Origin of the sequence: Streptomyces sp. WG7, assembly GCF_049975785.1 — a bacterium.
Classification (GTDB): Bacteria; Actinomycetota; Actinomycetes; order Streptomycetales; family Streptomycetaceae; genus Streptomyces.
Map to the genome: position 1 here is coordinate 250,721 of NZ_JBNGGE010000005.1, position 14,084 is coordinate 264,804.

Here is a 14,084-nt window from a genome sequence, read left to right on the forward strand (position 1 = left end):
GGTTGTCGTCATCAGACCTGGTCACCACGGGGATCGCGACCGGGTGGGGGCAGGAGCCGGTAGCGCTGGAGCTTGCCGGTGGCGGTGCGCGGCAGCGCGTCGAGGAAGACGATCTCGCGCGGGCACTTGTACGGCGCCAGCTCGGACCTGAGGAACGCGCGCAGCGCGTCCGAGTCCCGCTCGGCGCCCTCCTTCAGTACGGCGTGGGCCACGACGACCTGCCCCCGGTTCGGGTCGGGCCGGCCCACCACGGCGGCCTCCACCACGTCCGGATGGCGCAGCAGCGCGTCCTCCACCTCCGGCCCGGCGATGTTGTACCCGGCGGAGATGATCATGTCGTCGGCGCGCGCCACGTAGCGGAAGTACCCGTCGGGCTCGCGGACGTAGGTGTCACCGGTGATGTTCCAGCCGCCGCGGACGTACTCCCGCTGCCGCGGATCGGCGAGATACCGGCAGCCCACCGGTCCCCGCACCGCCAGCAGCCCGGGCTCCCCGTCGGGCAGGGGCGCACCGTGCTCGTCCTGCACGCGCGCGTGCCACCCCGGCACCGGCACCCCCGTGGTGCCCGGCCTGGCGGCGCCGTCCGCCGCGGAGACGAAGATGTGCAGCAGCTCGGTGGCGCCGATGCCGTTGATGAGGCGCAGGCCGGTGCGCTCGTGCCAGGCCCGCCAGGTGGCCGCGGGCAGGTTCTCGCCCGCCGAGACGCAGCGCCGCAGACACGTCACGTCGTACGCGTCCAGGTCGTCGAGCATCGCCCGGTACGCCGTCGGCGCGGTGAACAGCACCGACACCCGGTGCTCGGCGACGGCGGGCAGCAGCTGCCTGGGGCCCGCCTGTTCCAGCAGCAGCGCGCTCGCCCCGGCCCGCATCGGGAAGACCACCAGCCCGCCGAGCCCGAAGGTGAAGCCGAGCGGGGGGCTGCCCGTGAAGACGTCGTCCGCGCGCGGCTTGAGGACGTGCCGGGAGAACGTGTCGGCGATCGCCAGCACGTCACGGTGGAAGTGCATGCAGCCCTTGGGGCGCCCGGTGGTGCCCGAGGTGAAGGCGATCAGCGCCACGTCGTCGGCCGCGGTGTCCACGGCCGGGTACGGGGCGCCGGGCGGCGCACCGGCCTCAGTACCGCCGTTCGCGCCGGCCTCGGTACCGCCGTTCGCGCCGGCCTCCGTACGGTTCAGCAGGTCGTCGGGCGCGTCCCCGCCGTACGTGGTGATCCGCAGCCCCGGGATCTCCGCCTCGGCCAGGTCGTCGACGGCCCGGACGTCGCACAGGGCGTGCCGCACCCGGGCGATCTCGCAGACGGCGCGCAGCTCGTGCGGGCGCTGCTGGGCCAGCACGGTCACCGCCACCGCGCCCGCCTTCAGCACCGCCAGCCAGCAGGCGGCCAGCCACGGGGTCGTGGGGCCTCGCAGCAGCACCCGGTTGCCCGGGACGACACCGAGGTCGCCGGTGAGGAGGTGGGCGAGCCGGTCGACGCGGGCCCGCAGCTGCCCGTAGCTCCAGCGGTCCCCGGACGCGGTGCGGAAGACCGGGCGGTCGTCGGGCGGGCCGGTGAGCAGCTCCGCGGCACAGTTCAGCCGGGCGGGGTAGCGCAGTTCCGGCAGGTCGAAGCGGAGCTCGGGCCACTGGTCCGGGGGAGGCAGATGGTCGCGCGCGAAGGTGTCGACGTGGGCCGAGCGGTGCGGACCTGCGCGGTGCGTGACTGCCATGGCGGTTCGCCCCCTGTGTCGTGGTGGGCTCGCGCCATGAGCGTAACGCGTTGGTGACGGCAGTCAACGGGGCGCGATAACCTCGGGTGTGGCCCAGCGGGCAGGGGAGCAGGGGAAGGGACCGGCGATGACCGCATTCTCGCTCGAACCGGGACGACTCGCCTGGCGCGCCGAACTGCGCGCCCTGGCCGCCGAACGGCTGCGCCCGCTGGCCGAGAAGGGCGCCCCGGGCCGCGTCGACCGCGCCCTCCTCGCCGAACTCGGCGCCCTCGGCCTGCTGCCCCGTCTGTTCACCTCCGGCGCCCTCGACCTGTGCCTGATGCGCGAGTCCCTCGCCCACGCCTGCACCGAGGCCGAGACCGCCCTCGCCCTCCAGGGCCTCGGCGCCCACCCGGTGCACGCCCACGGCACCGAGGTCCAGCGCGCCCGCTGGCTGCCCCGCGTGAGCGACGGCAGCGCGGTGGCCGCCTTCGCCCTCAGCGAACCGGACGCCGGCTCGGACGCGGCGGCGCTGACCCTGGCCGCCCGCCCGGACACACGCTCCGACGGCCGCTCCGGCTGGCGGCTCACCGGTGAGAAGTGCTGGATCTCCAACGCTCCCGAGGCCGACTTCTACACCGTCTTCGCCCGCACCACCCCCGGCGCCGGCGCCCGCGGCGTCACCGCCTTCCTCGTCCCCGCCGACCGCCCCGGCCTCACCGGCACCCCCCTCGACATGCTCTCCCCGCACCCCATCGGCGCCCTCGCCTTCGACGCCGTGCCCGTCACGGCGGACGACGTGCTCGGCGAACCGGACCGCGGCTTCCGGGTCGCCATGGACACCTTGAACCTGTTCCGTCCCAGCGTCGGCGCCTTCGCCGTCGGCATGGCGCAGGCGGCCCTCGACGCCACCCTCGCGCACACCACCGCCCGCGACGCCTTCGGCGGCAAGCTGCGCGACCTCCAGACCGTCGCCCACCAGGTCGCCGAGATGGCCCTGCGCACCGAGGCGGCCCGCCTCATGGTGTACGCGGCGGCCACGGCGTACGACGAGGGCGCACCGGACGTCCCGCGCCGCGCCGCGATGGCGAAACTCCTCGCCACCGAGACCGCCCAGTACGTCGTCGACCAGGCCGTCCAGTTGCACGGCGCCCGCGCCCTGCGCCGCGGCCACCTCCTCGAACACCTCTACCGCGAGGTGCGCGCCCCCCGCGTCTACGAGGGCGCGAGCGAGGTGCAACGCGGCATCATCGCCAAGGAGCTGTACCGAACCCTGGACGCGCGGACGCAGGAGGCCGGCGCATGACCGCCGAACGGGTGAACCCGCCCGCACTCTCCCCGCCCACCGGCTTCTCCCACGCCGTCGTCGCCACCGGCACCCGCGTCGTGTTCCTGGCCGGCCAGACCGCCCTCGACACCGACGGCAAGGTCACCGGCGACACCCTCCCCGCCCAGTTCGAGCTGGCGCTCACCAACCTCCTGACCGCCCTGCGCGCCGCCGGCGGCACCCCCGCCGACCTCGCCCGCGTCACCGTCTACGCCACCGACGTCGCCGCCTACCGCAGCCATGCCGCCGACCTCGGCCGCACCTGGCGCGAACTGGCCGGCCGCGACTACCCGGCGATGGCGGTCGTGGAGGTCGTACGGCTGTGGGACGAGCGGGCGTTGGTGGAACTCGACGGGTTCGCCGTACTGCCGTAGCGGCGCCGCGAGCCCTAGGATTCCGGTATGCCGGACATCGAACTGGGCGCGGGAACCATCGAGTACGAGGACACCGGCGGAGACGGCCCGGTCGTCGTCCTCCTCCACGGTCTGGTGCACGACGCGACCGTCTGGCGCAAGGTCGTCGCCGACCTGCGCGCCGACCACCGGGTGATCGCGCCGACCCTGCCCTACGGCGCCCACCGTCGGCCCATGTCCCGGCCACCCACACCGGACCTCGTCAACGAGCTGATCGCGGAGTTCCTCGACCGCCTCGACCTGACGGACGTCACCCTGGTCGAGAACGACTGCGGGCGGGCCCAGACGGTGGCGGCCCGGCATCCGGAGCGCCTCGCGCGGCTGGCGCTCGTCGCGTGCGAGGCGTTCGACAACTACCCGCCGGGGCTGCCCGGGAAGCTGATCGGCGTCGCGTGCCGGATTCCCGGCGGCGTGTCCCTGCTGGTCCGCACTCTGGGGCTGAAACCGCTGCGCCGGCTGCCCGTCGGCATCGGCGCGCTCACCAAGCGGCCCGTGCCGGACGCGGTCGTCGACGGCTGGCTGCGCCCGTTGCGCACCGACCCGGCGATCCGGCGCGACTTCCGGCACTACGGCACCCACGTCCGGCGCGGCGAACTGATCGAAGCCGCCCAGGGATTGCGGCGGTTCGACCGGCCCGCGCTCGTCGTCTGGGCGACCGAGGACCTGATGATGCCCCGTGCCCACGGCCGACGCCTCGCCGAACTCCTCCCGCAGGGGCGGCTGGTCGAGGTCGAGGACACCCGGACGCTGATTCCCGAGGACCAGCCGGAGCTGCTCGCCGCACTGCTGCGGGAGTTCGTCGCCGGGAAGGGCTGAGTGCTGCCGGGCCGGGCTGCGTACTGCCGGAAGGGACGAGTGCCGACGGGCGAAGTGATCAGGCGGCCATCGCAAGGCGCTCGCCGGGTACCCGACGCGGACTCGCCACCGAAGGGGTGACGGTCACGGGCGCCGGTTCGTCCGCCCGGTACCAGTGGAACCTCCCATTCCGAACAACCGGGAGGTCCCCCCATGCCCGTACGATCCCTAGCCCTCGCCACCGCCGTCGGCGCCGCCCTGCTCCTGCCGGCCGCCCCCGCCGCGACGGCGGCTCCCCACGACGCGACGACGGCCACCCGCGACGCCCGTCACGTCACGAAGTCGGTGACGGTCGACCCGACCGGCCGCCTCGCCGCGGACGGCACCGTCACCCTCTCCGGTACCTACCGCTGCACCGCCGCGACCGGCCCCGTCTTCGTCGCCTCCTCCGTGAGCCAGGGCGACCCGTCCGTCCGGTACGGCATCGGCGGCAGTTTCGCGGTGTGCGACGGCCTGGAGCACCGCTGGGTCAACAGGGACACGACCCCCGTGAACGCCCTGAAGCCCGGCGCGGCCCGCGTCGAGGCCACCCTGCTGGAACTGCGGCCCCTGGGCATTCTGCCTCTCCCCAGCCTCCTCGCACGGCAGGGACAGGACGTGACGCTGGTCCAGGGCTGAGGCTCCCCCCCCGCACGGCTCCGCACCGGCACGGCCCCGCACCGACGCGGTGCGAGGCCGTGCCGGTGCGAGGCCGCCGGACGACTCCCGCTTCACGCCGCCCGGCCGCTTGCCCGGTCAGGTCCGTTTCCGGGGCCCGGGGCCCGGCCGTGACGGGCGCTGCGGGTACCGCCGCTGCTGTGGCAGCGACAACGAATCCGGAGCCGTCGTGCCCGCCGGTTCGATGCCCGGCGGGGGCGTGGGGCGTTGCCGGTGCCGCGGCACCGCACGCCGGGGCGGACGGGTGAGCGTGATCTGACGGACGATCTGCTGGAAGCAGACCAGCGAGGCCAGTCCCGGCAGGGCCGCGGCCGCACCGTCGCTGAGGGTTCTGGGCGCCTGGGCGATGCACAGCATCATCGCGATGGACGAGAACAGCAGGACCACGGCCCAGGAGTGGACCGCGCGGCGTTGGTGCAGCGCGGAACGCAGGACGGCCAGGGACGCCACCAGCCAGGGCCCGTAGACCAGCAGCGGCCACCACGACACGACGCTGCCGCGGGTGCGGGTCGCGGCGGCCAGGCGCAGCGGTTCGTAGGCCACCATGCCGCCGAACAGGCTCACGGAGGCCGCGATGACCGCGGCGAGCGCCGCGACGAAGAGGCTCGCGGCGCGCAGCCGGCTCACCTTCGGTTTGCGGACCTTGCGGTGACTGGCGGGGGAGTCTCTCAACGGTGGCAGTTCCGCCGTGATTTCCTGCAGATTGCTCAGCGGTGTACCGGGCGCGGGAGCGATCGCCGACGTGTCCGTCGTCCCGGGCGGGGCGATGGTCTGCTGTCCCATCGCGTCCTGGAGCAGGAAAGCGAGCTCTTCGGCCGGGTCCCAGCCGGGTTCCGGCGGGACCAGGGTTTCCTGGGAGTTCCGCTGGGAGGTTTCGTCCGGCGCCCGGTGCCGGCCGCCGCCGGTCGAACGGAACGGGCCCTCGCCGTAGGGCGTGTGCTGGTGTGTCTGTTCCTCGTACACGGCGCGCGGGTCACTCCGCCCCGGAGTACGTCAGGGACCCCTGGGACCGTCCCCACCGCTCGGCGAGGCCGGTCTCCAGCTCGGTCATGACGTCCAGGAAGCGCTGCAGCACGGGCTCGGTCACCCTGAGTGGAACGGGGAGCCCGCCTCTGGTCAGAGTTCCGTCGCTCGGTGACGGACAGTGGTTCCTGCCAGGCCTGTAGACGTACGGGCCAAGCGTCACCAGTTCCCCGTTTTCCTCGCTCATATCCGAAGTAACGTCCGCCTACTCCGTCGGATGCGTGGCAGTCGAGTGAACGAATTCTGTGATACTTACCCAATCCCGAATTCGTATCGGTTCGACATGAATTCCGTACGAAGTATGAAGAACGTGAATCGGATGTACGGGGCGGATGGCGCGCACGGGGTGGGCGCTGCCGCCGGAGCGTGCTGGGCGTCGAGCGGGCGACGGCCCCGGGGGCCCGCCGTGGTGCGTCGTCGCGCCCTGTCGACCCCGATCGCCGGTGACGGGCGGTGCCGGTGGGGCAGCCGCGGACTTCCGCAGCGGGCGGGGTCCCCCGGGAGGGACAGGTGGCGTTCGTGCCTCCGGCCCCTCCACGTACAGGCCTTTACCGCTCAGTCCTCGCCTTCCTCGTCGCCTTCGAAGAAGTCCCCCACCTCGTCGACGACCTCCGCGGCGACCATGCCGCCCACGACACCGACCGCGAGGCCGGCCGCGCCCGCCGCGACGGCCGTGCCCATGCCGGGACCGGAACGGTGACGGTCCTCGTGGCGGTGGTCGCCGTGTCCGTCGTGTCCGCCGAAACCGCCGTGTCCGTGGTCGGTGTACGAGGCGTCGTGGCCGTACACGGCCTGGTGACCGTATGCGGCCCGGTGCTCGACGAGCCGGCGGACCCAGCCGTCCACGGAGGCGTTCCAGTCACGGTCCTCGTGATGGCCGACGGCGAAGCGCGTGAGCGCGTCGTGCCCGGGGGAGAGGATGCCGCCGCGCTTGTCCGCCTCCAGGACCACTTCCAGCCCGCCGGGGCCGGCCAGGAAGGTCAGCTCGATCTCGTTGACCTGGTGGGCGTACTGGGGGGCCGGGGTGAGCTCGATCTCCTGGTAGAAGGGCAGCTGTTGCCCGGTGCCGCCGATGCGCCCGTACTCGAGATCGGCGGACTTGAAGCCGAAGCCGAGCTGTCCGAAGGCCTCCAGGATCGCCTCCTGGGCCGGGAGGGCCGCGACGGTGAGCTGGTCGAGATCGCCCTTGTCCCGGGCGCCGGCGACGGCCAGTTCGGTGCGCACGCCGAGCACGATGCCCAGTGGCTGCCCGTGCAGCTCGGTGACCGGCGTCTCCCAGGGCAGTGTGACGCCGAAGGGCACACTGCGCGGTTCCTCCGCGGCGAGCCGGAAACCGCCGCCGACGATGAACCGGTCGAAGACGACGACGCCCTCGCTCTCCCCGTCCTCGTGTTCGGCCTCGACCCGTGCCACGAGCTCGAGCGCGACGTGCTCGATGTCGAAGTCGGCCTGGCCGCCCTTGAGGTGTACTTGCCCGGTGAGCATGCCGCCGGGCAGGACGGGAGCCGGGTCGAGCACCGTGTCGACCGTGGGTGCGCCCACGCCGAGCGAGCCGAGAAGTCGTTTGAACACCATCGTGGCGTCCACTCCTTGTACGTGCGTGATGTTCCGTGAGGGTGGTGCCGCCACTCGGCCGACAGGGGCGAACGGCGCCACGGTTGCCCGCTGGTGGGCTACTTGGCCGCTTCGAGAGCGGCCAGCGCCTGCGCCCAGCGGGCGTACTTCAGTTCGGCGAGGTCGGCTACGGTCTTGACTCCGAACGCCTCCTGGAGCAGCTCGCCGTCGCGGTCGGAGACCCCCTTCAGCGCTGCCACCGGGGCGGCGAGTACCTCCGTCAGGCTCTTGTCCGCCCACGCCTTGTCCAGCACCTTGTCCAGATCGATCGAAGCCATGTGTGTCGTCTCCAGGGGTGCGCGGCCCGGGTCTCACCCGAAGCCCGTTTCTACAAGTGTGTAGAAGTATAGGGTCGTTGAGGCGGGCGGGGAGTGTGCTCCGGGCGGCCTCGCCGGGAAAGGCCGAAATACGCTCCCGAACCGGCCGGGGGCCGCTCACGGCACCGGTTCTCCTCCGGCGTCCCGCCGGTGCGGAGCGGGCGGCGTGCCCACGCGGGCCGGCGCGTCCGGCGGTCGAAGGGCTGATTTCGGCCAGAGCCGTCTCTGCGTCCGCGCGCCCGGGTGGGCGTCAGGGGAGATTCGGACCGCCGGACCGCCGGACCGGCCGCGGCGGACGTGCGGCGACGACGTGGCGGTTCGAGGGCGTGAGGGGGCCGCGCGGGGACCGGTTCCGCTTCTGCGCGACCGGGGGCGGACGGACCGAGGTCCGCCCGCGCCCGCGGAACAGGCGAACGGGGTGGGGCTCACCGGGAGGCGCATCCGGGCGCCGGTCGCTGGTCGGCCTGCCCGACTCCCCGGGTAGGCAGGCCGCGTGGGCCCCTCGTTCGGCCCGCCGGCCGGTGCGGGCCGAGGTCGTCTCGGCGTCAGGTCCGGGTGTGTGTGTGGGGGGAACCGTGCAAACCGTGCCCACGCTCGACGGCGCGGGCACCTCGCTGGTGTCCGCCACGGCCGGGGAGTCTGCCGCCGGACCGGGCTCAGTGTTCGAGCCGCTGCCGGAGCGTGGCGGCGAAGTCCTCGGCCATCGCCAGGCGGGCGCGGAGCGTCTCGCAGCGTGCGTCGGCCACCTCCCGGTAGGAATCCAGCCGCTCCCGCAGCCGCTCCCGCTCCTCGCCGGTGGGGGCGTCGTCGGACGCGGCGAGCCGGTCGGTGATGTCCAGCAGGTCGCGCATCTCCTCCAGGGAGAAGTCGAGCGGCTTCATGCGGCGGATCACCATCAGCCGGTCGACGTCCGCCGCCGTGTACAGCCGGAAGCCGCCCTTGCTGCGGGCCGAGGGAATAACCAGGCCGACTTCTTCGTAATGACGGATGGTGCGCAACGACAAACCGGTCCGCTCGGCCACCTCGCCGATCTGCATCTGCCGGTGTTCCGCCATCGCTGAGCCATCTCCCTCTGTCGTCCGCCTGATTCGAAACCGTCAAGTGCGCCAGTCCAGGTGAGAACAGTCACAGGACCCCATGTGCTGTTTACCTGCGCTTCACAAGCCGCAACTCGCACTCTCCCTTTACGTCAGGGTAGAGTTGCGGACGTGCTCGCCTCCGCCGCTCCCTGCACGGTAGGGGCACGATCGCCGCAGTGCGGGCCCCGACGGAGCCTGTGACGGCACCGAAGACTTCCAGGCAATGATGCCCGACCGGCGACCAGAGGGTTGCCGCCCCGTCCGGCAAGCCCCCGCCGAGGCGGCCGGGCTGCCGGGGGGATTCCGCACCTTCGTGGAATCACGTACACCCTGCGCGTGTGTCCAGCGGCAACGGACGCCTGCGCCCGAACAGGAACGGTTGCATGTCCTCACCGCTGTCCGCAGCTCCCAGGTTCCGCATGTCCAAGCCCGACTGGCTTGCCTCCCCGAAGCTCCTGCGCACCGAGGTGCTGGCCGGCCTGGTCGTGGCCCTCGCGCTCATCCCCGAGGCGATCTCCTTCTCGATCATCGCCGGAGTCGACCCCAGCATCGGACTCTTCGCCTCCTTCACCATGGCGGTCGTCATCTCGGTCGTCGGCGGCCGCAAGGCGATGATCTCCGCCGCCACCGGCGCGGTCGCCCTGGTCATCGCCCCCCTGAACCAGGAGTACGGGCTGGGCTACCTGGTCGCCGCCGTCATCCTGGCCGGTGTCTTCCAGGTGATCCTCGGCGCGCTCGGGGTGGCCAAGCTGATGCGGTTCGTGCCCCGCTCGGTCATGGTCGGCTTCGTCAACGCCCTGGCCGTCATGATCTTCATGGCCCAGGTGCCGGAGATGCACGACGTCCCCTGGGCGGTCTACCCGCTCCTCATCGGCGGCCTGGCCCTCATGGTGTTCTTCCCGAAGGTCACCAAGGTGGTCCCGGCGCCGCTGGTCTCCATCGTCGTGCTCACCGTGATCACCGTCGCGGCCGGCATCGCGGTCCCCACGGTGGGTGACAAGGGCGAGCTGCCGTCCTCCCTGCCCGTTCCGGGGCTGCCGGACGTCCCCTTCACCATGGACACCCTGACCACCATCGCGCCCTACGCCCTCGCCATGGCGCTGGTGGGCCTGATGGAGTCCCTGATGACGGCCAAGCTCGTGGACGACATCACCGACACGCGCTCCAACAAGACCCGGGAGTCCGTCGGCCAGGGCATCGCCAACATCGTCACCGGGTTCTTCGGGGGCATGGGCGGCTGCGCCATGATCGGCCAGACGATGATCAACGTGAAGGTGTCCGGGGCCCGTACCCGCCTGTCCACCTTCCTGGCCGGCTCCTTCCTGATGGTGCTGTGCATCGTCTTCGGCCCGGTCGTCTCCGACATCCCCATGGCCGCACTCGTCGCCGTCATGGTCATGGTGTCGGTCGGCACCTTCGACTGGCACTCCATCCAGCCCAAGACCCTCAAGCGCATGCCGCTGGGCGAGACCGTCGTCATGGTGGCCACCGTGATCGTCGTGGTCGCCACCGAGAACCTGGCCATCGGCGTCGTCGTCGGCTCCGTCGCCGCGATGATCATCTTCGCCAAGCGGGTCGCCCACCTGGCCAACGTGTCCGGCGTCGTCGACCCCGACGGCAAGCAGGTCGTCTACTCGGTCACCGGCGAACTCTTCTTCGCCTCCTCCAACGACCTCGTCTACCAGTTCGACTACAAGGACGACCCCGACGACGTCGTCATCGACCTGTCCGGCACCCACATCTGGGACGCCTCGTCGGTCGCGGCCCTGGACGCCATCGAGACGAAGTACGCCCAGCGCGGCAAGAAGGTCACCATCACCGGTCTCAACGAGCCCAGCGCCGACATGCACGGGCGGCTCGCGGGTCAGCTCACGGGCGGTCACTGACCGTCGAGCCCGGCGGCCCGCACCGCCTGGCGGAGCGCAGGACCGGCCTCCCGCCGCCCGGTGAAGTGCAGGTCCGCCCGCCCGCCGCGTGACCAAGCGCGGGGCGGGCGGTGCGTCAGAAGGCCGGCGTCGTGCGTCGCGCCTTCGGTGGCGGACGTTGGGGGACCCGCCCGTGTCCGGTACCGCGGCCATGGTCCGGATGCCTGGTCCGGACGCCTGGTCCGGATGCCTGGTCCGGCGTCTCCGGGATCACCGGCTCCGTCTCCGCTCGGTGCTGCGCGCCCGGTGGCCGTGCCTCCCGGCGTTCCCACTCTCACCACCCTCACCCGAACGCGCCGACATGCCGTCCACCCCCCTGCTACGCCGGTGAGCGGGACACGGTCGTAACCTGCGGCCCATGAACGACGTCACCCCTGGAACCCCCGCCACTCCGCGCGAAGCCCTCGACCTGCTCCTGGCAGGCAACCAGCGCTTCACCGACGGCACGCCCCGGCACCCCAACCAGGACGCCGGTCGCCGCGCCGACACGGCGTCCGCCCAGCACCCGTACGCCGTACTGCTCGGATGCTCCGACTCCCGGCTGGCCGCCGAGATCATCTTCGACCAGGGGCTGGGAGACCTGTTCGTCGTCCGGACGGCCGGGCACGCCGTGGGATCAGAGGTCCTCGGCAGCATCGAGTACGGAGTGAGCGTGCTGGGCTGCCCCCTGGTCGTGGTCCTCGGCCACGACGCCTGCGGCGCCATCGCGGCCGCCCGCGCGGCCGTGGAGAACGGCACCACCGCGCCCGGTTACGTACGGGACGTGATCGAGCGGGTGACCCCCAGCGTGCTGGCCGCCCGGGCCGCCGGCGTGAGCGAGAACGACGGCTTCATCGACACGCACGTCCGCCACACCGTCGACCTCGTCCTGGACCGCTCACGGGAACTCGCGGACCAGGTCGCCTCCGGGCGTACGGCAGTCGTCGGCCTGTCCTACCGCCTGGCCGAGGGCAGCGTACGGCTGGTCACCTCGCGCGGCCTGGACGTGCCGCAGGGCCCGGCCACAGCCTTCGCGACCGCCCCCGCCTCGAACAGCCGATGACGCCCGCGCCACCGCTTCCCGAGGCCGACCTGACCGTCGACGGCACCGGCCTGCTCTGCGTCACCCTCCTGCTCCGCCTGCGCAAGCAGGTCGACGGCGCGCCGCCCGGCACCGTCGTCCACGTCGTCGCCACCGACCCCGCCGCACCGCTCGACCTGCCCGCCTGGTGCCACATGACCGGCCACACCTACCTCGGCCCCGTCCCCGGCGAACGGCCGGTGTACGCCCTGCGGCTCACCGCCGGCGCCCGCCTCACCCGCCCGGACGCACCGTGGCACCCGGCACGGCCGGGGCCGGATCTACTCCAAGGTCGGTGAGAGGTTCTCCCGGCGGCAGAGGCACCGATGCAGCGCGCGGCTTCGCCACGGCCGCCCCGTGGCCGAAAGCCGTTCGCCCTCGGCGAGGCCCGCGGCACCGGCGACCACCGGCAGTCCGAGCGTGGCGGCACCGAGTACGGCCAGGTCGTCGTCGGTGAGGGCGTCGGCGACGATGTGCCGGACACCAGCCTGCCGGTGCGCAACGACCGCGTCGCGCACGGCTTCGACACCGCGGCGCACGGTGGCCCGGTCGATCAGGCACACCGGGTGGCGGGTCTGCGCGGACAGCAGCCGCACCAGGGCGGAGTCCGTCATCGGGTTGAGCGGGTGGTGGCGCAGCGGCGAGTCGGACAGCGGCTGGTCGTCGACGAACAGGTGCCCCTGGTTGATCTGTGCCGCCCCCTTGGCACACAGCCAGCGCTGGGCGGTGACGGAGTCGGCGACGGCCCCGTCCTCGCGGAGCGCATCGGCGACCTCCGCGGCCTTCCCGGAGCTCCGCCGGTCGCGACGCGTCCGGGCAGCGAGCCGCAGCCGGCGAGGACCAGCACGACGTCCACGCCGCCAGCACCGAGTGCCGCGACGTGCTCCCCTCCCGAACCGGAGTCAGTCGGCCCGGAACTTGTCGGCGAGCTGGAACTCGAACTCCTCGGGCAGGTCGTAGTGGAAGACCTCGGCGGCGTCGCGCTCGACGTGGGCCTTCCAGTAGAGGTCGGCGATCACGTCCGGCTCCGAGTTCGGCCGGCCACTGCCGATCTGCGCGCCCAGAGCGACATGCGCGACGTGCACTCCTTGATCGGCGACGGACTCGTTCAGCGCGAGGAGCCAGTTGCGCATGGCGGCGTTCGCGACGTTCGCGTTGGCGACCTGCGGGACGACCATCGGGCCCGATCCGGCACCGCTCGTACCGATGATGGTGCCGGCACCGCGGTCGATCATGCCGGGAAGCACATGGCGAACAGCGGCGACCGCGCCGAAGAAGTTGGTCTCGAGCTCGGGCAGAACCGCCTCGACGGTGAGATCGACCGCGGAGACGAGCGGCCGGTCCGCCAGGTCCGACAGCGTCGGGGCAGGTGAGTACTCCAGGACGTCGATGGATCCGAAGTGCTCCTCTGCGGCCGCCAGCGCCTTTCCGAGACTCGGGCGATCAGTGACGTCGGCCGCGAAGGCGGCAGCCGACACTCCCGCGTTCCGGAACCGGTCGACCATGGCCGCGAGTTGCGATTCACGTCGCGCCACGAGCGCCACGTCGAAGCCACCCTTCTCGGCGAACTTCGCACCGATGGCGTACCCGAGTTGCGGCCCGGCCCCCACGATCGCAATGGTCGACACAGTTCGTCCTCCAAGAGTGGACCTGCATGCCCTGGCGCCGGCCGGACCCGGGTCCGGCTCACCGACCAGCCGATGCCCGACCTTGCCGTCGAGCTTCTTCTGATCGTAGTACCGCGGCTTTCTCCCTCCCCTGGAGACCGGCCACTACCGGCGCGTGGTGCACCGGGCCGGCAGACCGCTCCCGCCGGAGGGACCGGCGCAGCCGGCACGTCCTCCCGGAGCGGCGAGGGACAGCGGGCGAGCGGACAGGAGCGCTCTCAGGGTGTGGCAGGAGTGTGCGTGCACCACGTTCGTCCCGCCAAGAATTGAAAGGATGACGACCCCGACGCTCGGGGAAGTCTCTCGTTCGCCGTCACAACTGCCTCGCCTTGCGCGATGTATTGACAACCGATTTCAGAAGTCTTACTTTTCCGGGCACCTGAGAGCGCTCTCAGTCCGGCTCCCCCCCACTCTCCCCGCAACGGTTCCGCCGCCACCCCGGGGCACTCCACCCCCGGCTGC

General features: G+C 72.4%; 14 protein-coding genes. 7 read left to right on the top strand and 7 right to left on the bottom strand.

The window, feature by feature from the left end; all coding sequences use genetic code 11:
* Positions 1–11: 11 nt before the first annotated feature.
* Positions 12–1,769: an AMP-binding protein gene (locus tag ACP4J0_RS08440; protein ID WP_426598019.1), complete on the bottom strand. Its 1,758-nt coding sequence runs from the start codon at positions 1,767–1,769 to the stop codon at positions 12–14.
* Between the two features lie 64 nt (positions 1,770–1,833).
* Between ACP4J0_RS08440 and ACP4J0_RS08445 the strand changes: the two genes are divergently transcribed.
* From ACP4J0_RS08445 to ACP4J0_RS08460, 4 genes are all read left to right on the top strand, one after another.
* Positions 1,834–2,991 (top strand): acyl-CoA dehydrogenase family protein, encoded by a 1,158-nt coding sequence (locus ACP4J0_RS08445; RefSeq protein WP_426597985.1) that lies wholly within the window; start codon positions 1,834–1,836, stop codon positions 2,989–2,991.
* Positions 2,988–3,386 carry a RidA family protein gene (locus ACP4J0_RS08450; protein ID WP_426597986.1) on the top strand — a complete coding sequence of 133 codons (399 nt, stop codon included), beginning with the start codon at positions 2,988–2,990 and terminating at the stop codon, positions 3,384–3,386. Before ACP4J0_RS08445 ends, ACP4J0_RS08450 begins: the two co-directional genes overlap by 4 nt.
* 27 nt (positions 3,387–3,413) lie before the next feature.
* Positions 3,414–4,241, top strand: coding sequence for an alpha/beta fold hydrolase (locus ACP4J0_RS08455; protein WP_426597987.1), 828 nt, complete (start codon positions 3,414–3,416; stop codon positions 4,239–4,241).
* Between the two features lie 192 nt (positions 4,242–4,433).
* Positions 4,434–4,898, top strand: coding sequence for a DUF6299 family protein (locus ACP4J0_RS08460; RefSeq protein ID WP_426597988.1), 465 nt, complete (start codon positions 4,434–4,436; stop codon positions 4,896–4,898).
* Positions 4,899–5,015: 117 nt separating this feature from the next.
* Here ACP4J0_RS08460 and ACP4J0_RS08465 read toward each other — a convergent pair whose 3' ends face one another.
* The 4 genes from ACP4J0_RS08465 to ACP4J0_RS08480 all read right to left on the bottom strand — a co-directional run bounded on the left by ACP4J0_RS08465 (position 5,016) and on the right by ACP4J0_RS08480 (position 8,946).
* A complete protein-coding gene (locus tag ACP4J0_RS08465; RefSeq protein WP_426597989.1) occupies positions 5,016–5,900 on the bottom strand; it encodes a DUF2637 domain-containing protein in 885 nt (294 codons plus the stop codon).
* A 615-nt stretch (positions 5,901–6,515) separates the two neighbouring features.
* Positions 6,516–7,535, bottom strand: coding sequence for a sporulation protein (locus ACP4J0_RS08470; protein WP_426597990.1), 1,020 nt, complete (start codon positions 7,533–7,535; stop codon positions 6,516–6,518).
* A 98-nt stretch (positions 7,536–7,633) separates the two neighbouring features.
* Entirely contained in the window at positions 7,634–7,852 is a 219-nt protein-coding gene (locus tag ACP4J0_RS08475; protein WP_426597991.1) for a hypothetical protein, read from the bottom strand.
* 695 nt (positions 7,853–8,547) lie between these two features.
* Positions 8,548–8,946: a MerR family transcriptional regulator gene (locus ACP4J0_RS08480; RefSeq protein WP_426597992.1), complete on the bottom strand. Its 399-nt coding sequence runs from the start codon at positions 8,944–8,946 to the stop codon at positions 8,548–8,550.
* 407 nt (positions 8,947–9,353) lie between these two features.
* Here ACP4J0_RS08480 and ACP4J0_RS08485 point away from each other — a divergent pair, with 407 nt between their 5' ends.
* The 3 genes from ACP4J0_RS08485 (at position 9,354) to ACP4J0_RS08495 (ending at position 12,254) form a co-directional block, all read left to right on the top strand.
* The gene (locus tag ACP4J0_RS08485; protein ID WP_426597993.1) at positions 9,354–10,856 is read left to right on the top strand and encodes a SulP family inorganic anion transporter; all 1,503 of its coding nucleotides are present in this window, start codon (positions 9,354–9,356) and stop codon (positions 10,854–10,856) included.
* Positions 10,857–11,253: 397 nt separating this feature from the next.
* Positions 11,254–11,937 (top strand): carbonic anhydrase, encoded by a 684-nt coding sequence (locus ACP4J0_RS08490; RefSeq protein WP_426597994.1) that lies wholly within the window; start codon positions 11,254–11,256, stop codon positions 11,935–11,937.
* The gene (locus ACP4J0_RS08495) at positions 11,934–12,254 is read left to right on the top strand and encodes a sulfurtransferase TusA family protein (RefSeq protein WP_426597995.1); all 321 of its coding nucleotides are present in this window, start codon (positions 11,934–11,936) and stop codon (positions 12,252–12,254) included. Before ACP4J0_RS08490 ends, ACP4J0_RS08495 begins: the two co-directional genes overlap by 4 nt.
* Here the strand turns inward: ACP4J0_RS08495 and ACP4J0_RS08500 are convergent.
* On the bottom strand, positions 12,237–12,785 hold the full coding sequence (locus ACP4J0_RS08500; RefSeq protein ID WP_426598020.1) for a four-carbon acid sugar kinase family protein: 549 nt from the start codon (positions 12,783–12,785) through the stop codon (positions 12,237–12,239). The genes ACP4J0_RS08495 and ACP4J0_RS08500 overlap by 18 nt on opposite strands.
* 72 nt (positions 12,786–12,857) lie before the next feature.
* A complete protein-coding gene (locus ACP4J0_RS08505) occupies positions 12,858–13,583 on the bottom strand; it encodes an SDR family NAD(P)-dependent oxidoreductase (RefSeq protein ID WP_426597996.1) in 726 nt (241 codons plus the stop codon).
* Between the last annotated feature and the right edge of the window lie 501 nt (positions 13,584–14,084).